Origin of the sequence: Legionella beliardensis, from assembly GCF_900452395.1 — a bacterium.
Lineage (GTDB): Bacteria > Pseudomonadota > Gammaproteobacteria > Legionellales > Legionellaceae > Legionella_C > Legionella_C beliardensis.
In genome coordinates, this window is record NZ_UGNV01000006.1 from 50899 (window position 1) to 75885 (window position 24987).

The following is a 24987-nucleotide window of genomic DNA, read 5'->3' on the forward strand; positions in this document are numbered from 1 at the left end:
TACTGAATATTGCTTTAAAATAGCAAAGAGCCATCAATTATCCCTAAAGTGGTTCGTAATCACTGTACGCAAATCAAAGTTCACTAAAATAATTTAGAATAGAATTTATGAACATTCTTTAAAACTGGCTTCTATAAGCTTAATTAAATTTTTAAAATTAAATGAATAATCTTCAAAATTTATTTCTAAGTGATATAAGAGTGAATGTCTATATAAAAGGTTGAGCTTATGAAAAAGACATAAACATTCAGCACCAGTAGGTATATTTTTCATTTTATTAACATGAAATAATTGATTTCTATTAGATTTTATTTTATCGATAATTGGGACAAGTTTCTTGTTATTGATCTCTTTTTCAAAAATATGAGTTCCCTTTATTAATATTATTTCCTGTAATATATTCTTAAATATTTTTGGTTTTTTCCTTTGACAGAATACCTGAAACATAGGCTCAAAAACTTGGCTAAGCAATGCCAATCTTAGGTCAATTAAAAACTCTATGGCAGAAGTGGTATATAAATAAAGTCTATGCTGTAAATTATACTTATGCCTATAAGAAATCCATTTTAGGATAGTGTGTTTATAATCGAAAGTGGCTATATCTATCAGACAGGTACAATTTTTTTTTATATCATTATAAGAGTAATAACAGCTAAGTAAATCTTCATGCAATTTTTGGGATTTTTCTTTCAGATAATCATTGTTACTTTCATTTTCACCAAAAATATTTATTTCTTTGATATCAGGGAAGTATCCAAGTAATAGCATAAATAATTCATGTAGGCATAGAAACTCATCGCGTAAATCATTAAAAGAAACTGGTTTGTCTGTCGATATGGAAATCTGGATTTCGAAATTATGAAAATCAATGGCAACTTTATGGTCAATTTTATTTTTAATATAATTAAATGTATTTGATAATGGTTCCGTGTAGCAAGGAGCAAACTTAGGTTTTAATAACTCTACTCTAAGTATGTTGCAGATAAGAATAGAATAATTATTCACTAAATAACTCCCTTTAAGTTTTCTAAGCTGAGCAGCTGAAATATATCCTCTAATTCATCTCCTTTTAAATCCTTAGGTACCAACATTCGCTCATATATAATTTTTAATTAGCCTATGCTCTATAAATAATCTAGCATAAATATCAACTGTTAATATGCTTATTAGAGTAGAAGCGCTCATCTCGTTATCTAAAATTTAGAATTTATCTCTTCTTTTAAATTTTAGTTTTATTTAAATAGTAATCATTCTCTTAATAGACGACTTAATTACTATAATCACTCTAAACTGTTTCATTTTTTAATATTTGCTAAAAATTTCAATAATATTCTTGAATTTTGTATCAAAAACAAGTTTTGGAAGAAACCCATATATGGACAAAAAGAACTCTTCAAAGTTACTAAATCAAGTATTTGAAAAGATGATTGGTATAGAAAATACTAAGCTATATAAATATATAAGTTATGAAGGAAGTCAATCTTGCCAGCACATAATTTTGGAAATCTTATCCTAGTTATAAATATGGAATTTGAACTGCAGTGTACGATGGCAATTGATGCATTTGAGAGCTCGAAGGATAATTTAAGAGCATATATTAAAATATTTAAAAACTCACCGACTGAATTATCTAGTTTTGAGGAGATACAGGATTATGTTCTACGGACAGCTAAAGAAAAACATAGATTTTTTAGAAACATTCATTCTTGTATTGTAAGTCATGCAAATATTTCTAAATTATTTTATTGGAAAGGGGATGGATTTAAAGGTAAAAACAAATTTCCTGGCTCAGATGATGAAAAAGATAAAATCAAAGAACACTTAAAAATGCTACGTAAGGGTTTGCTTTCTTTTAATGAAAATGACCGAGAGCTTAGGGATCATATTGAACACTTCGATGAGAGATTGATTAATACTGCTTACTTCTCGGACGTATCTACTCTAGGCTTTGCTCATTCTTCTAGTTTGGATGAACGGAGAGAGAAAATAAATAAAGAAAATTATTTAAGAGAAATTATTTTCGATGAGAACCAGATAAAGTATATAGTTCGAGGTAAAAACTATGATTTAAGGTCAATGGTTGAAGATATCTTGAAATTAAATCAAAGAGTACAAGGACTTACATTATGACTACTTTAATATTCTTCTTTTAAGAGCCTCATAAACTAAGCCCAAAATGCCAAGACAGAGTTAAACCCGGAATATACAAACCCTTCATTTTTTTTGAATATTGTGTTGCCACTACATAAAAGTATAAAAGCAGGTAATTCTAGAATAGAAGATCAATATGGATACCTTCCATTAAGTATGCCCAAATCAAAAAACTATGCTCCAAAATAAAATTATTTAAGATAATAATTTTAAACCCTCGGGAGAAGGATATTAACAATACTAAAATCAATATTAAATTTTACCTTTTAAGTCTGATAACTGGGCTAATCAGACCTAATCTGTTGAGTTCAGGTGCAGATTCAACAAGCTAATGCAACCGCACTTTCTTTATTCTTTGTTTGAGGCAAAAATAACATATTCAAAGTTAACGAATACTATATATTTTTTCTGGAATACAGCTTACTAATCCAAATTTTTCTTCTGAAGAGCATTCATTTGATTGGAAATTTAAACCCCGAAAGTCTGTTAGCCTTTTTACAAAGGTTTCATAACTTAGCATAAATACCTTTTCTTTTTTACCTGGAGAAGATGGATAGTTTGGATCTCTATAAAAGACCATATTTTTACCATTTATATTTTTAATTTGATCAACAATAATTCCATGTGTGAACATAGCTTCATCAGCTTGATAACTGTCTTTATCAAAATATAATACTTTCCGAGTTGAGGTGCATAGATCCTTATATTCTTTCGGCGGTTTGTTATAACACCATGTCCCATATTTTCCCATAAAAAAGTGAGCCCCTTTTTTACTTAACGAATCACGAAGCGCATCCATTCCTTTACTGGGATGCCAATCTGTTTGTTGTAAACTAAATAGAGGAGCTAATATTCTTTGAATTAAAATACTATAGAGAATTACCCACTTTGGAAATAAATCTAGCTGATTATAGAATTCGATAGGCGATAAATTAAACCTATACATACTTCCTGCTTTTGAGTAGGAATGCATAAAACTTAAATTTTTAATTAAGGCTTTTTCAAGGTTAAGATCAAAATCTTTTATTATTTTATTTGCTGTATGAATTAAATGTTTAAAACAAGTTTCTGTCATTTTAAAGTCAGACAAAGCTTTTTTTAACTCTGTATAAGCTTGAATAGATTTACTATCTGCTAAGCTATTGAAAAAAGCTATTCTTCTCATTGCATATAGTGTACAAGTCATACCCTTTTGTCGTTTAATAGGCGTGCGTATTTCCTTTTTTGATACTTTTCCATTGGGCAGCTCTTCATTAAAATTGACTAAAAGTTTCGATTGGTTCTCTTGTAAATCAGGACTTTGTTGGGGAATCTCTCCGGAAATTTCAACTGGAACTCTCATAAAATATACAAATTGATTAAATTATAATGATTTTACTAGATTATTATTAAGAAAAAATTAAATTAACGTTAATATTGGCTATCGTAAAACTTAAGGTTAAAAAATGCATAAGTGATTTGCAGCGATAAAGACTTTGAGGATATAAAATAATTATTAGTTATTAAATAAGAGCTTAGAAGATATTAAGAAATATTGACTTTAAAAGCTGCATTCCCGCACTTAAAATTCAATCTTAAGCCTAATAAATTTTATTATTATGCCTAACCAAACTTGAAAGTACACTTATTTAGGTGTATTATTTAAAATAAAACGAGTTAGTTGTGATTACCGACGTTCTAATAACAAAGCAGGCGCTTAAAGATTTAAAGCGTGCGCCTAAACATTTACAAGAAAAATTTCGAGCATGGCTAGTAGCGATTAATAAAATAGGCCTTACAGAAACAAGAAAGAGCCCTGGTTGGCATGATGAGCCATTAAAGGGTGACCGGGCAGGCCAACGTTCAATCCGGCTAAATAAACAATGGCGTGCAATTTATATTCTTAAGAAAGATGGCACAATCGAATTTATCGAGGTAATGGAGGTAACACCACATGACTACTAAAAGATCTCAAGCCGTTGATGCACTTGTGGCAACACAAGATATTTGGGAGGCCATGACCTTTGGTGGACTTATTCGCTCTTTACGCTTGAGTGATGAAATGACGCAAGTTGAGTTAGCTAAAAAAATTGGGGTTTCAAAACAATTTTTAAGTGATGTTGAGCATAATAGAAAAGACATTGGGATCAGCTTTGCTAAGAAAATTTCTGATGCCTTAGGTTATTCAATTGAGCCTTTATTAGAATTATTAATTCGGGATCAATTAAGAAGTCAGCATTTAAATTATATAGTAGAGTTGAGAAAGGCATGTTAATCGCTTGAAGTAGGGTATTAATGAACTAATCCGCCTCGTAAATTTTTGCGCTAAGTCTGATTACCGTGATAATCAGACTTACTTAAAAGACTCCGAAAAATGTAGCTCAGTATTAAGAAACAGCTATAACTTCAAAATTATGTACGTTAGCCAAAACACCATTTTCCCAGCCATCTACGATCAATTCACCAGCACTGTTTTGAAGTTTGGCAGCTACTTGCCCTGAAAAATGTGCTTTTTGAGCACTTTGACTTGGGAAAGCATCAAATACTACATACGTATCTTCATTAGCTTTCAAAGCCAGCCAGAAATAAGTGCTAGGCTCTGTTTCAGACACAAGCAGGGCTGCTTCTTTTAAGAAAGCTTCAACCGCTTGGCTTTTGCTTGGCTTTGCCTTGAAGATAATAAAGGACACTTCCTTTGTCTTTAAAACTTGAGCCGTTGAGAAATGATTTGCAGCAATAATGTCAAAATGATTCACATTTTGTAACACACCTTTTTCCCAACCACCTTGTACTAACGCGTTAGCATTTTCTTTTAAAGCATGAGCCACCTGCCCTAAAAAATGTTGCTCCTTACCTTTGTCATCAAAGAAGACATCAAAAATAGCCAAACTATTACCATCCTTTAAGCCAAACCACAGCGGTGTACCAGGCTCTGTCTGCCGAACGAGTAGCGCCCCTTTTTGCAAGAATTGCTCTAGCTGTGATTGAGCTTCTGGTTTACTTAATAGTTTTATAAAAGTTGCTTTTTTAATCTTTTTTGAATTCGTCATCATTTCACCTGCATAATTAGAATTTATCAATCCCAACGTTAAAAGACATGTCGTTAATAAAATTTTTTGTTTCATAAGTATTCCAATTTGCTAATCTATCTACCCATAGATAGATTAATTAGTTAAAAAAATTAAAGAGTTATTTTTATAAAATTCTTTACCGTTTCTATATAAGAAAAATCCTTGTATAAGCGCGTCATAAGTAACCCACCCTCTAGTTGTACAATCAAATATTTCGCCAAATCATTGACCGTATAAAGATTCCTCCATGAGCTATTAGCTTTTTTTTCCTTACTAAGTGTTTCTCTTATCCACCGCTCTAATGTGTCAAAAAAAATACATACTTTCTTTTTCACCTTCTCAGGCAATGAAATTACATCTGATGCCAGCATACCTCCTAAGCACATTTTTAAATCATTACTTATAGTCAATGAGATAACTATGTCTACCAAGCTCAATAACTTTGCTTGCAGGGACAAATTATTGTTAGCGTTTAATTCGTCCAGCAAGACACTTACCCGCTCCAAATGCCATTCAATTACTGCAGTAGCTAAATCCTCTTTGGCAGGATAATAATAATGAATGCTAGAGGTTTTAATACCTACTGCATGGGCGATATCTTTGTAACTAAACGCGTTATAACCCATCGTTTGAATCAAGTTCTCAGCAGCATTTAATATTTTTTCTTGCATGGTTGTAATTTTCATAAACACTATTCTATCTACTAGAAGATAGATATTCAAGGTATTTTTAACTATTTATTATTAGACCCGATTAACAAGTGGTTAACATGCCTTTCTCAACTCTACTATATAATTTAAATGCTGACTTCTTAATTGATCTCGAATTAATAATTCTAATAAAGGTTCAATTGAATACCCTAAGGCATCAGAAATTTTCTTAGCAAAGCTGATCCCAATGTCTTTTCTATTATGCTCAACATCACTTAAAAATTGTTTTGAAACCCCAATTTTTTTAGCTAACTCAACTTGCGTCATTTCATCACTCAAGCGTAAAGAGCGAATAAGTCCACCAAAGGTCATGGCCTCCCAAATATCTTGTGTTGCCACAAGTGCATCAACGGCTTGAGATCTTTTAGTAGTCATGTGGTGTTACCTCCATTACCTCGATAAATTCGATTGTGCCATCTTTCTTAAGAATATAAATTGCACGCCATTGTTTATTTAGCCGGATTGAACGTTGGCCTGCCCGGTCACCCTTTAATGGCTCATCATGCCAACCAGGGCTCTTTCTTGTTTCTGTAAGGCCTATTTTATTAATCGCTACTAGCCATGCTCGAAATTTTTCTTGTAAATGTTTAGGCGCACGCTTTAAATCTTTAAGCGCCTGCTTTGTTATTAGAACGTCGGTAATCACAACTAACTCGTTTTATTTTAAATAATACACCTAAATAAGTGTACTTTCAAGTCGAGAAAGGTCTAATAATAAAATTAATCAGACTTAATGGATGCACTTCCAACTTTTGCTAAAAAAGTATATAGGCTTTCTACTTCTACGTAAAAAAACTTAATTACGTACTCGAAGATCAGCGAAACCACGTATTTCCACAGATGGTCTATAGCATACTTCATAAGATTCTTAACAACTTTTTGTAAAAGCTAATTAGAATTCTCAATCGGCTAAATTAAGTTTTAAAAAAATTCAAATAGTATATAATTGACGTTTTTTAGCTATTAATTAACTATGAAATATAAATTTATTACAGATTTTAAAGACGTTCAGCTTAAATTTGGTTCCCCTGAACAGGGCCTTAATTATGGTTACACAGCCTTGCCTAATCATTTTATTGACGATCATCCTCTTTTTGATAATGAATTCTTTATATTATATCGCCGTAGTGAATATGCAGCCCAAGTTGAATTAGCTTGCGCAAAGATATTTCAATATTTAATGGGTTATGGTTTAGACATGGAAATTGTCCAAGACAATAATCAATTTTTTGTTTCTAGTCGAAAAATAAAAAATTTTGTTGAAGGATGTGATGGTTTATCTGATCAAGATGCATTACGAGTTAAAGGCCTCATCTCTGTATTCATTATCTGGTATTTTATAGGTCAGACCGATACTCATTCAGGGAATTATGGCTTAGCAGAGAGCGATAATAAATTGTTAGCGTTTGGTTTAGATATGGCTGAGGCACTTGATTTTGAAATGCTAAAAAAACCATTAGAATTATTGACTTTAAAAAAAATTCCTTATTATGTAGAAGAAAATTACGAAGGTGTTAGTGAAGATATTTTATCAAAGCATTTTGTAGCTTCTAAAAATTTTCAGAATGAAAAGTTTGCAATGATTAAATTAATTGCAGATACTCCTTTTGAAGTATTTGAATCAATTATTAGAAATACCATAACATCTTCTTTTTCAATTCACAAAAGAATAATGTTGGAAAAATGCTTAGCGTACACAGAGGATGAGCCGAGCAGGGAAACTATTTTAGCTATGCTTTCCTCCCCAGATGAGCCAGAAGATTATTCTGTAGAAGCCCTTATCGCTCATTTGAAATCGCGGCATGAGCAGTGGAAATTATTAACAGAAAACCTAAAAAATTTTGAGCAAGATTTCTCTTTATCTAATCCTACTTTATTTTTTAAAGAATCTGAAAAATACCATCATGCTGATACTTCAAGTGATGATGATAGCTTTGGAAACGATAGTTTAGAAGAAAAGGTTGAGGCTAATAGTACCTATTCTTTTAGTTTTTTCAGTCCAGTAAGCCAGGAAAATCTTGATGATGCTGTTATTAATTCAGACATGCAGATAAATAAAAAGGAATATTCCTAAAAGCAAAAAAAGGGTATGGCCTCTAACTTGTTGATTAGTTAAATAAGCACTCCAAATTCAACGACATTGATGAACAAACCAATAACAATATAATGTAAATAGAACAGTTTTAGATTAGGTAATTGGCGTTGAGAATGTGGCTTAAATGCTGAGGGTGGAATATATACTTAACTAAAAAAAATAATGTGCTAAATAGTATTAATCTTGCCTTATTATGCTTTAGCGACAGGTAATTCAGTCCAGCGCGTGGTATAGCAGGGGCTTTTCATCTCTCGCTTCATCGTCCATTGCTTTTGAAACCCTTCGGCGGCAAGCCGAATTGAACGTGCGCCATATCGTTTATGAATAGACTCTATGAGCGTCATGAGTTTTTCAGATTTAACCAGTGCGGTATCCGAAGGTTGATTAAATAAATCCATTTGTACAGGTGACTTAGGCGTAAGTTCAGCGAGCATAATACCACTTTTCTGGTAGGCAATACCTTCTTTGTAAAGGCGCTTTAATGCTTGTTTAGCAAATGCCGTTAATTGTCTTATATCATCGGTTGGATTAATTAGGCGAAAACTAATGGACCTAGAATAAGCCTTAAGCTGCTCATCAAAGCGATTGGTGCGGGGAAAGACAGACAGGTAATGAACAACCAATTCTTGTTTGCGAAGCTTGCCCCAAGCAGTAGTGCAATGATGACTAATGGCTTCTTCAATGGCTAGCAAATGGGTTTGCGGTCGCCCAAAAGAGCATGACGCAGAGCCTTGGGCGGGAGTATTCTGACTTACCTTAATTTTAGAATTATAAATTCGAAGTTGATTTAGAATAAAGCGTTTAAATATTGTGGAATTGATAATATCTTAAGGTCATAGAATAAGGGCATTACCGCCTAACTTGGATTCAACAGATTAGTGCAACTTTTGTATATAAAAGAGGCAGGATAAGAGAGTAAACTTCCTGCTGTTTTAGTACAGGAGTTGTAAATGAGTTACAAGCATTTGGATTATCTCAAGCGGTGTAAAATTCAAGCGTTTGTGCATGCAGGTTATACGCAGCAACAAATAGCCGATGAGCTAGGGGTCCATAAGTCAACGATTAGTAGGGAGCTTAATCGTAATCTAACCTTTATTCGCACGCGCTTAGGATATTGGACCTATAAGGCAAATTACGCGCAGAAGTATGCGGATGATAGGCAACGAGATAAGCCCAAGTACATCAAAGTCAATGAGGAGATTAAGCAGTTTATTAGGGAAAAGATAAGCCAGGACTGGAGTCCTGAACAAATTAGCGGCTATGCTAAACGCAAGCAGTTATTTAGCTTAAGTCATGAGTGGATTTATCAGTTTATTTTAACGGATAAAAAGCACGGCGGTAGCTTATTTAAACACTTAAGGCATCAACAAAAGAAGTATCGTAAGCGCTATGGTGGCCCTAAACGTCAAGGGCCAATTAGAAACAGGCGATTCATTGATGAAAGACCTAAAATCGTTGATGAAAAAGCGCGAATTGGTGATTGGGAGATTGATACCCTTATTGGCAAGAATCGTAAGCATGCTGTCGTTTCAATCGTTGAACGAAAGACTAAGTTTACTATCCTTAAAAAGGTTAACCAGAAAACCGCTGAAAACGTAAGCTTAGCCACGATAGATGCTTTAAAACCATATACCAACTCGGTTTTATCCATTACAGCTGATAACGGCTCTGAATTTGCTTATCATGAGAAGATAACCGAGCAGTTAAATTCCGATTTTTTCTTCGCTCATCCTTATTCATCTTGGGAACGTGGACTTAATGAAAATACCAATGGATTGGTACGACAATACTTAAAAAAAGGCGCAAGCTTTGAATCCATAACTGATGAACACTTAAAAGCAATTATGGAAAAATTGAATGACAGACCTAGAAAAACATTAGGCTTTAAATCACCAGCTATGTTATTTTTACCGCAGACAGCTGATGAAGAAAAGGTGGTTGCATTAGCTTGTTGAATCCGCCTAATAAAAATTTATTCTAAGTCTGATTACTGTGATAACCAGACTTAATAACAAATTACTTGAGTATAAAATTTAGGCAATGATACTGTGATTATTTCTATATTTTTGTTATAATATAATTAAGACGGGTAAAACCTAGTTATGTGCCTTCAATGCTCCCCGCAATCGCGGGATATGAGTTGGAGGAAAAAGACATAGCGGGCGCCGTCTTTTTTTATTTCAGTTTCGGTTGCCATCTAACTTCCTCAATAATCCTACTTGAAAATGCTTCATACCAGCCTAAATCATTTAACGCATGTTTACGAACGATGCCATAACAAAATAAATCAACGGCCTGAAGTCCAAAATTATTATGTGATAGCTCATGTAATATATTAAAAGACACATTAAGGGGTAATTTAGATTCAAGACTAGTTCTAAGAAAGCAATCAAATACTGACCTTTCGCGCTTACCTTTGCACTTATCAACGATAAGTTGGATATGTTTATCTGAAAAAGAAAAGTCCACCCTATCAATGATTTCATGACAAAGTAAATTATATAATCGATGCGGCTCAATTACATCATTAACCTGAGAATATAAATGAACTTTATCAACAACAATACTATAAATACCCCAATTTTGATGAGAAAATTTTTCTAGTTGTCGATAAAAATATTGTTTAATAGCAGCGGTAGTGTTAGAACCTTTTAATTCTGAAATTTTATTTTTAGTTTTTTTCTGGTTTAGCTTCTCAACCAATGTTCTTCTAATCGCTGTTTTAAATGAAAAGAAAGTATTTGAATCATGGCAGACAAGTAAAGTGATACAAAAATATTTTGAATTATTTTTTTCAAAATTAAATCCTAAATCCCCTGACTCATCTAAAAAAATATACATAAGAAAATTATTATTTTTACTATAAGTAATTTTAACAAATTACCTATAACCTTACACTAAAAAATAATAGCTATAGGCATTTTAATATTAATCAATCACAAACGCGCAATTGGCTTGCGCTGTAAATTTTAAATTAAGTTAGCCTAAATAAAACGAGCAAAAAATCTAGAAGAATATTAAGAGGGCTATTGCATAGCCAGCACACCTTTCGCATGGTTAACCTATGCCCCGAAATGCCTTTACCCATAAGTACTTCTTAAATTTTTAATTAACAATTTCACCTAAAACCACGGTGAACACCTGGTGAAGTATCTGGTGAAGCAAAAAAACGGCTACTTCCCTACCCTGTATAGCTTTTAGCGCGTCGCTTTTTTATCTTCACCAGAAATTTCACCACGGCTTCACCATAAAATGACGTGTTACGAGTGATTTTCATAAGAACTAGATTTAAGCTCACGGTATTTGTTAGCGGCTGCAAGCTGTAATTTCTCTAAATCGTCTCGATTTAACTTTAACAATTCAACAGACATATTTTTAATTAGGGCATTCATCTGAATAATAAGTTGATGGCAATATTTTTCGATGGCATTTGTTTCTTTAGAATGCCCTTCTTCACTAAAAAAATGATAGAGTCCAACTTGAACTAATTGATTGATAATATTGGATAGGGATTCATTATTTTTAATTGCTAGTGCTGATAGGCGGCTATGCACCTTATCAGGCAATGAAATCGTTAAACGCGCCATGGAAAATCCCCTCATTTATAGTTCTAATTCTTTACTAAAATCCTTACTTATGTCACTTACTTCTCTTTTAATTAAAAGTGAATCATGATTCATCGCTGAACGCTTGCAATCGGTTAATTCCAACGATTCCAGTTCAATTTTTTTAGTAATAACGGCTTGCAGAGAATGCTCATTCTTGTCATGAAACCCTTGTTCATGGCGCATTAATTGCGTGCTCGTGGTCATATCAAGTGCTGCTGGTTTTTCAGTGGTATTTTGTCTTATCGCGTTAATGAGTTTTTCTTTGTTGTCGGTGACTAAAGTCATCCCGTGAACCGCTCTTGAAATCTGGACATAAAAATTATTAAGCGTGCTGCCAAATCGATGAACCGATTCCATTAAACCAACACCAAAGGGTGCATCTTTTCCTTGAACTTTGTAGTTAGTCAGCACGTAACTGTAATCAAGATGGTTTAACGCAGGATGTGATTTTTCAAGGGCTAATTGCTGCCCTTCCTTAGTGATAAAATAAAAGATATCTTCTTTAATATCTTTTAGCGTCGCACATTGACCATTGCGAATGGCATCTGATTTAAAATTACGAGTCCACATCACCTTATCATTGGGTAACAGCTCTAACTTTTTGGGTTCATACACTTCAAGGGGCCGTTCAAAAGGGGCTGTGTGTGTTTTATACTGGGGTAACTCTCGTAAATTAAATTTAATTAATTTCCCTTGCTCATCTATCAAGGGCAAGACATTGTTGTCGCGATTTTTTTTGCTGATTTCACCAACCGTATAATAGTGACCTGCTTTAATCTTATTTTTTTTAAAATCCTGATTAAAACGTAGCGTATCGTTTTTCTGAAAATAGGCAACAAAACGCTGCTGTATGGGCTCCATCGCTTTCGCTTTAAGAATTGTTTGATTGTAAGGCTTACCCTCTAAGGTACCCTCCTGCTTTAACCCCTGGCGAAGCAACTGGGTGATGGACTCGCGATTGGCATGTGTTGGCGCAAACAATAATGTTTTCTCACGTTTTATCGGCGTTAAAGCAAGCCAATGATTCGCAATCCAAGCAACCCGTTCATCATGTGTTGCCAACGCTTTCACATCAAGCTTATCGATTGCCGCGCTCACCTGCCCTTGGGTTGCTGCCATCACCGCCTCTTTAAGTGTTTCATTTTTTTGCCGTACTATTTCATCCATGACTGTCGTTTTAATCCCATACTCTTGCGTAAGTCCAAAGAGCCGCCCTGCATTCACACTGGGCAATTGTGCCGTATCTCCAACCAATAGAAGCCTTGCGCCGGTGCGTTCAATGTGCTTAATAAGCTCGTGGCCTTGATGAGAAGAGAGCATGGAGGCTTCATCGACAATAAAGAGCGTTTTAGATAACGACGCCGTGGGAGCAGCTTTTAGTTCTTGATGCACCAGTGGAAAGACATCTGTTTTAATGCCTGCTTTTTCTTGCAATTCAAACGCGGCAGAGCTTGCCACTGTCACCCCTCGCATCTCATAACCTTGCGCATTAATTAATAACGCCGCTTCCGCGAGCATGGAGGTCTTGGCAACGCCTGCATACCCTTGAATTGCTGTATAGCGGTCTTTGCTTGTGAGTAGCGCACTCATCGCTTCTTTTGTGAGCGTGTCATGGGATAAGGCAGGCAAGGTGCGTGTTCTTTTTGAAAGGCGTTGACCGTTTGAAGGGAAGCTAGAGCAGGAACGGCCCCTTTGTTGCGCTCAATTCGTTCTATGGTTTCTGCTTCTAAGGTCAACAACCAAGGGGTGGTTAGCAATCGCTCCCCACGGTCGTTACATCTTGCTTCATAAAATGATTGGCATTTTATTTCATGGTCAATCGCCTGAATAATAGCTTGTTGTGACACGCGTTCAGGATAAATCAGGCTATGCTTCATCGCTTCCGTTAATAGTTCCCTTTCTGAAAAAATGGCGGTTCGCTGACTTAACGTTTCGGTGGCAACTTGTACGCAGCTTAAAGCGGCCTCTAGCGCTGAGGGTTTGGCCTCTCGTTTAAGCTTACTCACTAAAACAAGTAGTTTCTCTTTGATGTCGGAAAGAAACGAATGAGCAGGTTGTTTATCTCGCCGCTCTATAAAGGCTTTCGCATCAAATCCTAACTGGCTTGCGCGCGCCTGCCAATAAAGATAGTGGTACTGCATTTACAATCAATGAAGCTTCAGTACAGGAAAAACCATATCTTATCATCGATATTTCACAATCTGAGGAAGAAAACTTATTTAATATACAGGAGTTTATTAAGCAGAATGATATAAAGGTTTTAAATGTAGCTGGTCCTAGAGAATCAATAATAATGGTATTTATCAAAAAATTTTTAATTTTCTTAAATATACTTTTCAACAACTAGAGAAAAGCTGTTCATATTCAATTTAACCTAAATTACAAAATTTTAGTTTTATATGTTATCGCCTGCATGTTATCTTTAAATTAATAGCTAGTTAATTACAGTGATGGATAAATTTTTCCTTATTAATCAATGAAATAAAGTCATGGTAAGGCTAGATTGCATAATATATCTCTTAATTTTTTGCTCTATTTCTCCTAGCATATATACATATCAAACAATTTTCATTTATCAAGCTTAGTTAAAATTACTTTCTCTATAAAATAATTTCTTAAAGATGATTGGATGGCTCCGGAAATATTAGTGCTTCTTACATTTTCAGGTACTATTTCATCATACTCTTTTTCAGTTAAGTTTCGCCGCCAATTAGGGAATTCAAGATCAACTAATTCTTTTATCATCAATTCTTCTCTCTCTTTTTTAGCACGTGCTTCTTCTAGTAGCTGTTGTAACGCTAATTCTTTTGGGGGGATATAATTTGGTTCTATCCACCTTTGTCCTTTTCTAAGGATACCCATTAATACATTTAGAGGATCAGTGTAGGCTTTTGTTTTCTCATTGTAATTAAGGCTATAAGAAAATTTGTTTATTGAATCTTGAACTATTTGAGCTTCTGTTGCATTACTGTCATAGAGTTGTCTGATTTGAGTCTCAGAAAATCCAATATGTGAAAGTTCTTCATAATTAATTTTTTTCCATTCATCTGGTAAAGTAGTAATAATATTATTTTTATTACTACTACTTATATAATGGGTGTTACCTGATTTGTTACCGATTACGTTATCTGTATAAGCGTGTAATTTTAACGGATTGAATATAGCTTGTTGTGCTTGTATTGATGCAGCTTGAGTCTCTTTAGTGATACCAAGTACTATATAACCCCCTCTAGATGATTTACCTTGTAGTCTAAAAAGTAATCCCTTTTCTATAAGCCTAATTAAAGAGGTTTTTATACTTCCAGTAGAGCAGTTTGCAGATATTGCTAAATCTGAAGATAAGATATTTCCCGTGTCTAGTGTGCCTCTAGCAGAGCAAACATTAATAACATAAGAAAATATAATTTTTTGAATTCCGGATAGTCTTTTAATATTATCGACCAGATTATTTATAGTCCCTACGTTACCTAAATTGTTATCTAAAACGTTATTTATTTTGTTATCTAGTTGTTGCTCATTTGTTACTTCATTGTTACCTATATGTTTTTTTAGTGTTACCTTTTTGTTATCTAATTGTTGCTCGTATGTTACCTTATTGTTATCTATATCGTTACCTAAAATGTTACCTTTTACGTTATCTATTACATTACTTTTAGGGTGCCCTTCTATTACAGGAAGGTTAGTATCAATCGAATTATTAAATTCAGATTCAATATCTTTAGGTGCTTTTACTATTTTGCTATCAGCAACTACATTATTTTCAGCTTTTTGCTCAGAGTCCAATTTTTTGCTATCAACAGTGCCCGTGCCGGAGAGATCCCAGGGCCGATATTCTTTCTTAACGAATTTTCTTTTTTCAATTAATTCGGATAATTGTGGCATTTATTACCTCTCCTTTTCAGGCTACAGCTTCGCTCGTTTCCTTTGCGAAAGTATCATCCGTTATTTTGTTAACCTGAGACAGTGTTATCCCAAGTAACTCTCGTGTTAGCCGATCAAAATCATCTCTGATAGGGCTATTGTTTTTAAGAGAGCTAAATAGATTTTTATTGTTATCAGTGATATTGGGTATCTCTTGTGAGAATTGAACAGTCGTTTCTAATATACGTCCTTCTAGATCAGGATCATTAATCAAAGAAACAATTGCTTTTTCAGATAAAATAGTTTTACTACTAAATTTATTAAGAAAAACTTTATAGGCAACTTTTGTTTTAAATCTTTTATTAAGTGTATCTATTTCATGTTTTAGTATTTTTAAACCCTTAGCACTAAATTTATCTGGATTTAAAGGTGCTAGTATAATGTCTGCATACAAACTTGCAGCTGTTACTGCCTGTCCCATAGTTGGAGGACAATCTATAAAGATAAAATCATAGTTATTCGCGATTGGAGCTAACATATCTCGATAAAGATGATCGAGGGGCATCCTTTCATTTACGATAACGTTATCTAAAATTACGTTTTCTATGCGGCTAGGAAGTAAATCTATACCTTCAGTAACAGTTACTATTGCATCAGTAATCTTTATATTTTCTGTGAGAACGTCTACTAATACAGGCTTATCCTCAGCATCGATACCACAAGCATCTGTTAAATTACCTTGTGGATCTGCATCTATTATTAATACTTTAGCTCCGTAGGTATTAGCACAACTAGCTACATTTGCGATACTAGTTGTTTTTCCCGTGCCCCCTTTTACAATTTGCCCTACTATAACCTTGTGATTAAATTTAATATTAAATAGTTGCTTAGCTTGCGCATAAGTTAGGTACATTTTGTTACCTAATCTCGAGCAACTAATGTTTTTTAATTTTAATTGTTTGTGAACAGCTTGTCCCGATATATTGAGAAAGTTAGCCGCGTGAGCGATTGACATTTTTGGTTGGGATAACACATTCTCCTTTATTATTGATGACATTTCATTTTCCGTTTTTATATGTGGTTTATATTATTATGACAAATAAGAGAAAAACATCAACTGCAAGTTATTATTTATTTTCAATTTTTTAGAATTTTATAGTCTGTTAATTTAATTTACGAATTGGTTTTTGATAATGAATCGTTACCTATTTGTTACTTGATTGTTATCTTAATGTTACCCCTATGTTATTTAAATGTTATCTAATTGTTATCTTGTGGTTATCCTTACGTTATCCCTTTGTTACCTATTAAGACTTTAAATTGATAAAAATAAATTATTTTAATATTATCCTTTTGTTACCTTAAAGTTATCCATATCGTTATCTATATGTTATCTAATTGTTACCTTTATTAAATTTCTTTGACTCTGTTAAAAGTGAATAAAAAATTTAACCTGAATGAAATTAATTTTCATTTTTTATAAAAGAGAAGGACTAACAGCTTAGTTGCTGTCGCTAAATGATATAGGCGAGCAGGGTTAAGAGGGTAAGGGGTATGTATTGATTTTGATTTCGCAGAATATATCATCCAGGCTTAAAAACAACGCACTTTATTAGGTTTGTTGTAAAGTGTTTTATAAAGAGAAGAAGCATGAGTTTAGATATATTGGGGTTTAGCCAAGTGGTCAGGAGAGGCGAGGTTGTTAAAGGTTGCCGACGATCATAGGTTTTTGCGCTTAGTAAAACAATTGCCTTGGGAGGCGCTGCTTGAATTAGTGAGGCCTAAGGTTAGCCGCTTATCAGTTAGGACGTATAGGCGGTAACTTTTTGTTTGCTGCGCCTTGCGTCAATTTGCATATGCCTGATGCTCAATCATTGCCGCTCGTACTTTATATCCGTGAAGGTCTGTTTGGGCAAAACACCCGGGATTCGATAGCAACAGATAAAGATTATTATGCTTAAAATAGTGTTAAAGATAATTCTTATTAGTATTTATTTAATCTAACTATTTCATGACAGCAACAAGTTATTCACAAATTCTGGGGATAAGCCTGTGAGGTATTCGGGGATAGTAATTAACTAGCTTTATAATTTGCTTGATAATGTATGAAGTGTGGTTTTGACTCATTTGCGTATGATATAAACATTAAATTTAGCACATTAACTATTTAGCTACCTATCATGACTCCATCATTCCTATCCGAAACTCTTAATAAAAATAGGTTAAAGTTCATTTCTAAAATGGCCAACTATTTTTACCGCGACCAAATATTTTACTTTATTAAATGAATTCAAATTGCCTCACATTCATTGGCGACATAATTTTGCTATTTCATTTGTTTTTAAATGATTTATAAAAACCTTTCTCAATCAAGTTTTTCAACTCCCATCCTAATACTAGAAAAATACTAAATATCATTGTGACTGCTACACCTATAGGAAGAATGTATTTAGAAATTTGATAAAGGGTATTTCCTAATCTTGTTACGCTCTGGCCACCTAAGATCCCTTCATTAAATTTAATCGTTGGTAAAATAGAGTTTTTTACTTTAATCCAGCCAGAAGCAAGCGGGATTGTAGCGCCTGGTTTTCGCAAAGGCTCAATGTTTTTTTGAACGATTAATTGTAAAGGATAAAAAAATAAAATTGCACCTAACAACATTACTGCTAAAGGAACTAACTTAGTAAGGTAAATTGAATAACGCATAAAAATCATCTCTTTTATTTATGTTGTGTTAATTGAGGCCATTATGGTTTATTAGAAGCCATTAAAAATGGCTATTGAACCCATATTTCTAGATTAAAGCTAAATTGGCCACAATTCTCTTAAGCCTATCTGGGTTATCATCGACATAGATAGAGGTTGTAACAATAGAAGCATGGCCTGCTAATCTTGATACCGCTTTAATATCGACACCTTGTTCAATCAGTTTGGTGATAAAGGTTCGTCGTCCCGAGTGAGAACTTGCACCTAAAATACCTGCTTTGTCATACAGTTTTCGAAACCATTTTTGTAATGTATTGGGTGTAAAGCGGCTGCGCCGTTGTGTTTGGAAGAAAGGCTTATGACGAGCCACGTTATTTTTTTTTAAGTGATGAAGATAGACCTGTAGAGCTTCTCGTAATTTTTTATTACTCAAGTAAGCGTAACGTTGCTTTTCACCTTTGGTCATGGCGCGCTTAAGGCAAATTTCATCTAATAAACGGTAATGACTGTCTGCTACATCAGCAATAGTTAAAGAGGCAATTTCTTTGGCTCGTAGTCCTAAACCGAATGAGCAATAAACCATCGCCACATTACGAATTGTAAATGTACTATCTTTAGCCACTGCTAAAAGCCGCCTAAACTCCGCATCCGTTAAAACTTTTGCTTTACCTTCTCTAGCCATACTTATTTATATAATGTCCTGAAAATAATATATTTTAACTAAAAAAGGTTCTCTTAGCAAAAATAAAAAGGGCGCAGGTTAAAAAAGTGTTGCTGTAATTAAGGAGGTCCTGAAATTGTTCTTTCAGGAACTCTTCTTTGTAGTAGAAAATCTTCAATTAATATTAAAAAAGTATTTATAAAAAATCTTAAATTATATTTTCAGTTACAGTACATTAACTACAATCTTAAAAAGTTAGTAAGTTAATATTTATCTATACTTAGCATATATACTAAACATGGAAGTATTATGGCTTACAAAAAAAGGCTTTATTCATTGACACAAATATTTACCTTGATTTTTACGAGTATTCTACTTCTGATTTGGAAAGCTTAGAAAAATTATCAGAAAGTCTTACAAAAGAACATGTAACGCTATTTATTAATAAACAGCTGAAAGATGAGTTTATAAAAAATCGTGGGGTGAGAATTAATAAAGCTCATCGAAGAAGTGGTACTAATTTAGGGGAAAGGTCAATCTGACCATGGCAAACTTAAACGGCTCATTAATTCTACGCTTGGATTTCAATCGATGAGAACCTACTATGCCACTATTAAAGGCTTTGAAATCATCTGTATGTTTAAAAAAGGACAATTCAATCGGTGGATGTATGGTAATCGAAATGAAGTAGCCTTTATCAATGAACAGTTCGGTATTTATAGTTGAGATCTAGCCGAAAATTAAGATTTTTTTGAGTCAACTCTTATTTGCAACAGAGCCTTTTGAATTATCTATATAAAAATTTTTTGACCTATACTTCAACAAAGGACTGAAAATTTTTAATATGAAAAATCAATTTTTAAAAAAATTATTTTTGGTATGCTTAGTTTATTACTGTCCTTCACTATTTGGAAAGGAAGTTACTGTACAAGGATATACTAAACAAGATGGCACAGTGGTTAACAGTTATACTCGCACCTCACCTAATAATACAATTAGTGATAATTGGTCTACTAAAGGTAATATTAATCCTTATACAGGCAAAGCTGGTACAATTCCTATAAATAGCAACGGATATTATAATACAAATACAGGATATTTTGGATATTCTAATACACCTATAGAAGCTGTTCACCCCCAGAAAATTATATTAAAACCTGGTTTTGCTGTAACTTTCAAAAAAGTCAATAATAGTAGTTCACAAGACTATTTTATTAATAATGATTTAACAGATTTTGCAATTTATAAATGGGTAGACCAAAAAAACTTAACTTATTATTGTGATCATCCGCCGCCGTAATGATGTGGTTAAGCAAATGTTTACAACACAGTTAAGCAATCTTTATTAAACCCTCATTTAGTTTTTCAAATTGATTAGGACTTTCATATTCTAAATAAGAAGGTAACCGATTGCTGTTATAAAACATTGTAATGTAATTTAAAATATCTTGCTGGGCCTCCTGTCTTGTTTGATAGTGTTCCCACTGAGCACATTCTTGCTTTATGGATTATCTGTATGGCTAGCTATAAAGGCCGGCATACTCAGATATTTTAGCTGATAAAACAGCATTTGAGTACATAATTAACACAAAAAGTACAAATTATGATACAATAAGTTTCTTTAATTTTGAGGCTACCCTAATGTTAACTCAAATGCAGAAATATTTGATAAAGAGTACTATCGAACTTGAATTTAAATGCAATTTAGGTGATTCAGATGAGCGGCGAGTTTTTTATACGTCTCTAAAAAAGCTTCTGGAGGATGAAGTTAAATTGGCTCCAGAGGAAGAAAATAGCCTTGGTAACATAATTTATCGTCAATATTTAGACCCATCCACTTGTTTGAAGAATGATGCATTAACAGATCTTGATGAAAAAGAAGCAGATTTTTTATTAAGAACAACGCTATTAACTTGTCTATTAAAGAAATTTAATAAGGAAAAAGGTGATGGTATTATCCAAACTGTTTTTGATTCAGAATGGTTTGTATGTCAACGAGATGAGCTTATAAAAGAAGTAAAAGCGCATTGTCCCTTTGTATTTGATATAAGACGTTCAATTCAGCAAGGACGAAATTTTTATACTTTTGTACCCATCATGTCTGCATTAATTTCATTTGCACCTTTAAATTATTATGCCTCGGATAGAAATAGCCTTGAGGAGTCAGGATTAACTGTTAATGACTTGTTAAATTACTCTTTTGTCGCTTTTGCAGTATGTTTAGCTTCAGTTGTTGGTGTTAAAGAAGGTGTCAGTTATTATCGTCAATCCAATGCTTTTTTTGCTGAGCAGAAATCAATTGAAGTCAGTGTTAATTCTGAAATAGAAAAATTAGATACCTTAATAAGAGGTCATAAAGAATTAAGCTATGTACAGAATGACCATGAAGTTGATGAAGGTTTAAAGTTAAAATCAGCTTAAACATGAAATTTATATAAATTTAAATGGAAATGAAAAAATAAGTACTATAGAAATTGCGGCTCCGTTGCAAAAATGAGCGATGGTTTATACTTGAATCTAAAATTATTAACTGAGATTTCAAATTGCGCTCAACGAAACCTGCAGCATTTAAATGGCGTCACTTTCATGGTGAAATAATCCTGCAATGTGTGCGCTGGTACTGTAAATACGGGATCAGTTATAGGGATTTAGAAGAAATGATGGCGGATCGGGGATTATCCATTGATCACACTAGTATTTACCGTTGGGTTCAGTACTATGGGCCTAAACTTAAAAAACGATTAGATTGGTATAAACAACGCTATGCCAGCCGTTGGCACCTTGATGAAACGTATGTTAAAGTCAAAGGCGAATGGAAATACTTGTATCGTGCAATCGATGAACGGGGCAATACGATTGATTTTTACCTTTCCCATCGAAGAAATACAAAGGCTGCAAAACGCTTTCTAAAAAAGCTCATTAAGTCTAACCCAACCTGCGATGTCAGTGTTATCAATACGGATAAAAATCCAGCCTATGGTCAGGCTATTAAAGAACTGAAGCAGGAAGGAAATCTGGCGGCTCATGTATGTCATCTGCAAATCAAATACCGCAATAACCGACTCGAAGCAGACCATGGGAAACTCAAGCGACTTATCAATCCAGCCAGAGGATTTCAATCTATGAAAACCGCCTATGCAACCATAAAGGGTTTTGAAATTATGCGAATGTTTAAAAAAGGACAGTTCAATAGATGGATGTACGGTACTCGTACGGAAGTATCATTTATTAATGAGCAATTTGGAATCTACAGCTGAGATCTATCCAGAAAATGCAATTTTATACAAGTTTTCATTTTTGCAACGGAGCCCTATTTAAAGTCAACTGGATTTTTAATTTCATACGCCTAACATTTTAAGAGTATTATATAACCACTTTATTTTTTGTAACACATATTAACCTCTTGTATCTATTCAATAAAATTTCTTTTATTTAGTTAAATTTATTAAGTTTTTATCGCTTAAAACGCCTCTTTAGAAAGCAAATTTTTATTCAATTTTTTGCCATATTGGGTAATTTATGTTAAAATAAGTCGATAAAAAAACTTAGAAGTCTATTTTCGGCTAAAATTAGTATCATGAGAAAATAAATATGCAGTTAAGTGATAGCGGCCAAACTCTCCTTAAAGTTGATAATAAAGATATTCAACCTGATGGCTCTTATGAGATTCCTAAAGGCGTGACTGCGATTGGTAATGATGCATTTTATAAATGTAAGAGCTTAACCAGGGTAGAGATTCCAGCAAGTGTAACTTCCATTGGTCATGGTGCATTTGCCCGTTGCATCAACTTACATACCTTAACAATTCCAGCGAGCGTGACTTCCATTGGTGATGGTGCATTTTATAAATGTAAGAGCTTAACCAGGGCAGAGATTCCGGCCAGCGTGACTGTGATTGGTAATCATACATTTAAGAGTTGTACCAACCTACACACTTTAACGATTCCTGCTAGCGTGACTTCCATTGGTGATAATGCATTTTGTTATTGTGAGAGCTTAACCAAGGTAGAGATTCCAGCGAGTGTGACTTACATTGGTAAGTGGGCATTTGCTGAGTGTAATCTGCAAACCCTAAAGATTCCAGCGAGTGTGACTTACATTGGTGATGGTGCATTTTCTTATTGTGAGAGCTTAACCAAGGTAGAGATTCCAGCTAGCGTGACTGCGATTGGAAATAGTGTATTTGAAGGTTGCGGCTTGTATACTTTAAGGATTCCAGCCAGCGTAACTTCCATTGGTGATGGTGCATTTTATAATTGCCAGCACTTAACCAGGGTAGAGATTCCGGCTAGTGTTACGCGCATTGGAGAGCGGGCATTCACTGGTTGTACAAATTTAACTTATATTATCATTCATAGTAATCAGGAAGCTGATTTAGCGCATATAGCCCAATTATTACCAGCCGAATTAAAAGACAAATTTATCATCAAAAATTTGTTCGATGAGATAACTCACCTTCAGGATAGGCAACTGTCCAGACTTATTCGAAATCCACAAACTAATCTACTTTACCGCTTTTTTAATGTTGGTGTCTCATTTGTACCTAAGGTTGAGGTAAAAATTGATGAAGAAAAATTTATAGAAAAAGAGTCTAGTACATTACCAGGCGAAGTATTTTGGCACATCAATGAACAGCTAGATGAAGATAATCCTTATTATCACAAGGCTAAAACTTTAATCGAGCGTGAATCTTGGCCTAAGACGACTGAAGGGCTTAAAAACTACGAGGCATGCTTAAAGAATATAGTAGATGAATATATGGATAAGGCATGGTGTTTTAATATTATAAAAGAAAAGGAAAAGGAATGTCCTCTTCAAAGCCAAATATCAGAAAAATCTTTTTTACAACGATAAGGTTTCGGGCTCCTAATCCGTTGATCCTGGGTTCAAGTCCTATTGATATCATCTATGTATTTTTATGAAAAGCTAGTACAGGGTATTCGGGATAAAAAAATTAATATGCCAGAGGATATTTTTTATACTTGTTTAACCAGAACAGGCAATATTGGCAGTGCTTCTATCTATGCGACGCTTGATTTGCTGACAAAGGAGAAGAAACTAAATCATGGCGAATTGATTATGTTAGGTGTGCCAGAAAGTGCTCAGTTTCAGTATACAATAGCACTGCTACGTGTAGTTGAACACTAGAGTCTATCCACATGGTGGACTTAAAGGGAATAACAGTATGAATGTGTCATTTTCCAATCCTAATAAAGTATTAGTTATGGCTCCGTTGCAAAAATGAAAACTTGTATAAAATTGCATTTTCTGGATAGATCTCAGCTGTAGATTCCAAATTGCTCATTAATAAATGATACTTCCGTACGAGTACCGTACATCCATCTATTGAACTGTCCTTTTTTAAACATTCGCATAATTTCAAAACCCTTTATGGTTGCATAGGCGGTTTTCATAGATTGAAATCCTCTGGCTGGATTGATAAGTCGCTTGAGTTTCCCATGGTCTGCTTCGAGTCGGTTATTGCGGTATTTGATTTGCAGATGACATACATGAGCCGCCAGATTTCCTTCCTGCTTCAGTTCTTTAATAGCCTGACCATAGGCTGGATTTTTATCCGTATTGATAACACTGACATCGCAGGTTGGGTTAGACTTAATGAGCTTTTTTAGAAAGCGTTTTGCAGCCTTTGTATTTCTTCGATGGGAAAGGTAAAAATCAATCGTATTGCCCCGTTCATCGATTGCACGATACAAGTATTTCCATTCGCCTTTGACTTTAACATACGTTTCATCAAGGTGCCAACGGCTGGCATAGCGTTGTTTATACCAATCTAATCGTTTTTTAAGTTTAGGCCCATAGTACTGAACCCAACGGTAAATACTAGTGTGATCAATGGATAATCCCCGATCCGCCATCATTTCTTCTAAATCCCTATAACTGATCCCGTATTTACAGTACCAGCGCACACATTGCAGGATTATTTCACCATGAAAGTGACGCCATTTAAATGCTGCAGGTTTCGTTGAGCGCAATTTGAAATCTCAGTTAATAATTTTAGATTCAAGTATAAACCATCGCTCATTTTTGCAACGGAGCCGACAATCCCATAATTTTATATGTAAATAAAGCGTTTGAGATTCTAACAGGTTTTACTAAAGAAGAAGCAATTGGTCAAACACCTCGG

The 24987-nt window shown here is 34.0% G+C and carries 29 protein-coding genes and 1 pseudogene; 13 read left to right on the forward strand and 17 right to left on the reverse strand.

All coding sequences use genetic code 11. The features are described from left to right. Window positions 1-105: 105 nt before the first annotated feature. Complete coding sequence (locus DYE47_RS15770; protein WP_115304394.1) at window positions 106-1005, reverse strand: hypothetical protein; 900 nt, start codon at window positions 1003-1005, stop codon at window positions 106-108. A 477-nt stretch (window positions 1006-1482) separates the two neighbouring features. Here DYE47_RS15770 and DYE47_RS15775 point away from each other — a divergent pair, with 477 nt between their 5' ends. After that, window positions 1483-2130: a hypothetical protein gene (locus DYE47_RS15775; RefSeq protein WP_115304395.1), complete on the forward strand. Its 648-nt coding sequence runs from the start codon at window positions 1483-1485 to the stop codon at window positions 2128-2130. A gap of 406 nt (window positions 2131-2536) precedes the next feature. Here DYE47_RS15775 and DYE47_RS15780 read toward each other — a convergent pair whose 3' ends face one another. After that, window positions 2537-3493, reverse strand: a complete 957-nt coding sequence (locus tag DYE47_RS15780) for a hypothetical protein (protein WP_115304396.1) — start codon at window positions 3491-3493, stop codon at window positions 2537-2539. Between the two features lie 320 nt (window positions 3494-3813). On the opposite strand from DYE47_RS15780, the gene DYE47_RS15785 reads away from it, so the two are divergent. Beyond that, a complete protein-coding gene (locus tag DYE47_RS15785) occupies window positions 3814-4095 on the forward strand; it encodes a type II toxin-antitoxin system mRNA interferase toxin, RelE/StbE family (RefSeq protein WP_115304397.1) in 282 nt (93 codons plus the stop codon). Continuing rightward, entirely contained in the window at window positions 4085-4405 is a 321-nt protein-coding gene (locus tag DYE47_RS15790) for a helix-turn-helix transcriptional regulator (protein ID WP_115304398.1), read from the forward strand. Before DYE47_RS15785 ends, DYE47_RS15790 begins: the two co-directional genes overlap by 11 nt. Before the next feature lie 112 nt (window positions 4406-4517). On the opposite strand, the gene DYE47_RS15795 is transcribed toward DYE47_RS15790, so the two are convergent. From DYE47_RS15795 to DYE47_RS15810, 4 genes are all read right to left on the reverse strand, one after another. Beyond that, window positions 4518-5255: a putative quinol monooxygenase gene (locus DYE47_RS15795; protein WP_242604275.1), complete on the reverse strand. Its 738-nt coding sequence runs from the start codon at window positions 5253-5255 to the stop codon at window positions 4518-4520. Window positions 5256-5311: 56 nt separating this feature from the next. After that, on the reverse strand, window positions 5312-5887 hold the full coding sequence (locus DYE47_RS15800) for a TetR/AcrR family transcriptional regulator (RefSeq protein ID WP_242604274.1): 576 nt from the start codon (window positions 5885-5887) through the stop codon (window positions 5312-5314). 78 nt (window positions 5888-5965) lie between these two features. After that, window positions 5966-6286 (reverse strand): helix-turn-helix transcriptional regulator, encoded by a 321-nt coding sequence (locus DYE47_RS15805; protein WP_115304398.1) that lies wholly within the window; start codon window positions 6284-6286, stop codon window positions 5966-5968. Further along, window positions 6276-6557: a type II toxin-antitoxin system mRNA interferase toxin, RelE/StbE family gene (locus DYE47_RS15810; protein WP_115304397.1), complete on the reverse strand. Its 282-nt coding sequence runs from the start codon at window positions 6555-6557 to the stop codon at window positions 6276-6278. The genes DYE47_RS15805 and DYE47_RS15810 overlap by 11 nt, the downstream gene beginning before the upstream one ends. 327 nt (window positions 6558-6884) lie before the next feature. Here DYE47_RS15810 and DYE47_RS15815 point away from each other — a divergent pair, with 327 nt between their 5' ends. After that, window positions 6885-7985: a hypothetical protein gene (locus DYE47_RS15815; protein ID WP_115304399.1), complete on the forward strand. Its 1101-nt coding sequence runs from the start codon at window positions 6885-6887 to the stop codon at window positions 7983-7985. 212 nt (window positions 7986-8197) lie between these two features. On the opposite strand, the gene DYE47_RS15820 is transcribed toward DYE47_RS15815, so the two are convergent. After that, window positions 8198-8830, reverse strand: a complete 633-nt coding sequence (locus tag DYE47_RS15820) for a DUF4113 domain-containing protein (RefSeq protein WP_341273409.1) — start codon at window positions 8828-8830, stop codon at window positions 8198-8200. 126 nt (window positions 8831-8956) lie between these two features. Here DYE47_RS15820 and DYE47_RS15825 point away from each other — a divergent pair, with 126 nt between their 5' ends. Next, a complete protein-coding gene (locus tag DYE47_RS15825; RefSeq protein WP_115302438.1) occupies window positions 8957-9961 on the forward strand; it encodes an IS30 family transposase in 1005 nt (334 codons plus the stop codon). A 220-nt stretch (window positions 9962-10181) separates the two neighbouring features. Here the strand turns inward: DYE47_RS15825 and DYE47_RS15830 are convergent, their stop codons facing one another. The 4 genes from DYE47_RS15830 to DYE47_RS16470 all read right to left on the reverse strand — a co-directional run bounded on the left by DYE47_RS15830 (window position 10182) and on the right by DYE47_RS16470 (window position 13755). Further along, window positions 10182-10847 carry a DUF3800 domain-containing protein gene (locus DYE47_RS15830; RefSeq protein WP_115304401.1) on the reverse strand — a complete coding sequence of 222 codons (666 nt, stop codon included), beginning with the start codon at window positions 10845-10847 and terminating at the stop codon, window positions 10182-10184. Between the two features lie 419 nt (window positions 10848-11266). Then, a complete protein-coding gene (locus tag DYE47_RS15835; protein WP_115304402.1) occupies window positions 11267-11593 on the reverse strand; it encodes a hypothetical protein in 327 nt (108 codons plus the stop codon). Window positions 11594-11608: 15 nt separating this feature from the next. Beyond that, a complete protein-coding gene (locus tag DYE47_RS15840) occupies window positions 11609-13243 on the reverse strand; it encodes an AAA family ATPase (RefSeq protein WP_242604270.1) in 1635 nt (544 codons plus the stop codon). After that, window positions 13201-13755 (reverse strand): hypothetical protein, encoded by a 555-nt coding sequence (locus DYE47_RS16470; protein WP_242604271.1) that lies wholly within the window; start codon window positions 13753-13755, stop codon window positions 13201-13203. Before DYE47_RS16470 ends, DYE47_RS15840 begins: the two co-directional genes overlap by 43 nt. Between DYE47_RS16470 and DYE47_RS16695 the strand changes: the two genes are divergently transcribed. Next, window positions 13719-13961 (forward strand): YpsA SLOG family protein, encoded by a 243-nt coding sequence (locus DYE47_RS16695; RefSeq protein ID WP_160149931.1) that lies wholly within the window; start codon window positions 13719-13721, stop codon window positions 13959-13961. The genes DYE47_RS16470 and DYE47_RS16695 overlap by 37 nt on opposite strands. 221 nt (window positions 13962-14182) lie before the next feature. Here the strand turns inward: DYE47_RS16695 and DYE47_RS15850 are convergent, their stop codons facing one another. From DYE47_RS15850 to DYE47_RS15865, 4 genes are all read right to left on the reverse strand, one after another. Next, window positions 14183-15496, reverse strand: a complete 1314-nt coding sequence (locus tag DYE47_RS15850) for a hypothetical protein (protein WP_115304404.1) — start codon at window positions 15494-15496, stop codon at window positions 14183-14185. Window positions 15497-15512: 16 nt separating this feature from the next. Continuing rightward, entirely contained in the window at window positions 15513-16532 is a 1020-nt protein-coding gene (locus DYE47_RS15855; RefSeq protein WP_115304405.1) for a ParA family protein, read from the reverse strand. 1274 nt (window positions 16533-17806) lie between these two features. Further along, the gene (locus tag DYE47_RS15860; RefSeq protein ID WP_115304406.1) at window positions 17807-18181 is read right to left on the reverse strand and encodes a hypothetical protein; all 375 of its coding nucleotides are present in this window, start codon (window positions 18179-18181) and stop codon (window positions 17807-17809) included. Between the two features lie 88 nt (window positions 18182-18269). Then, entirely contained in the window at window positions 18270-18863 is a 594-nt protein-coding gene (locus DYE47_RS15865; RefSeq protein WP_115304407.1) for a tyrosine-type recombinase/integrase, read from the reverse strand. Between the two features lie 314 nt (window positions 18864-19177). Here DYE47_RS15865 and DYE47_RS16700 point away from each other — a divergent pair, with 314 nt between their 5' ends. Beyond that, entirely contained in the window at window positions 19178-19384 is a 207-nt protein-coding gene (locus DYE47_RS16700; protein ID WP_160149932.1) for a PIN domain-containing protein, read from the forward strand. Window positions 19385-19686: 302 nt separating this feature from the next. Continuing rightward, entirely contained in the window at window positions 19687-20142 is a 456-nt protein-coding gene (locus DYE47_RS15875) for a hypothetical protein (RefSeq protein ID WP_115304408.1), read from the forward strand. 31 nt (window positions 20143-20173) lie between these two features. Here DYE47_RS15875 and DYE47_RS15880 read toward each other — a convergent pair. Continuing rightward, window positions 20174-20350 (reverse strand): annotated as a pseudogene (locus DYE47_RS15880) (IS3 family transposase); the annotation flags it as partial. Window positions 20351-20495: 145 nt separating this feature from the next. On the opposite strand from DYE47_RS15880, the gene DYE47_RS15885 reads away from it, so the two are divergent. The 4 genes from DYE47_RS15885 (at window position 20496) to DYE47_RS15900 (ending at window position 23990) form a co-directional block, all read left to right on the forward strand. After that, the gene (locus DYE47_RS15885) at window positions 20496-21263 is read left to right on the forward strand and encodes a hypothetical protein (protein ID WP_131750122.1); all 768 of its coding nucleotides are present in this window, start codon (window positions 20496-20498) and stop codon (window positions 21261-21263) included. A 122-nt stretch (window positions 21264-21385) separates the two neighbouring features. Next, entirely contained in the window at window positions 21386-22099 is a 714-nt protein-coding gene (locus DYE47_RS15890; RefSeq protein WP_115304410.1) for an IS6 family transposase, read from the forward strand. Window positions 22100-22433: 334 nt separating this feature from the next. Further along, window positions 22434-23696 carry a leucine-rich repeat domain-containing protein gene (locus tag DYE47_RS15895; protein ID WP_115304411.1) on the forward strand — a complete coding sequence of 421 codons (1263 nt, stop codon included), beginning with the start codon at window positions 22434-22436 and terminating at the stop codon, window positions 23694-23696. A gap of 54 nt (window positions 23697-23750) precedes the next feature. Continuing rightward, on the forward strand, window positions 23751-23990 hold the full coding sequence (locus tag DYE47_RS15900; protein ID WP_115304412.1) for a 3-oxoacyl-[acyl-carrier-protein] synthase III C-terminal domain-containing protein: 240 nt from the start codon (window positions 23751-23753) through the stop codon (window positions 23988-23990). A gap of 131 nt (window positions 23991-24121) precedes the next feature. Here the strand turns inward: DYE47_RS15900 and DYE47_RS15905 are convergent, their stop codons facing one another. Further along, window positions 24122-24835, reverse strand: coding sequence for an IS6 family transposase (locus tag DYE47_RS15905; RefSeq protein WP_115304410.1), 714 nt, complete (start codon window positions 24833-24835; stop codon window positions 24122-24124). 77 nt (window positions 24836-24912) lie between these two features. Here DYE47_RS15905 and DYE47_RS16705 point away from each other — a divergent pair. Further along, window positions 24913-24987 (forward strand): PAS domain S-box protein (locus DYE47_RS16705; protein WP_425324458.1); only part of this gene is annotated, 75 nt, incomplete at its 3' end.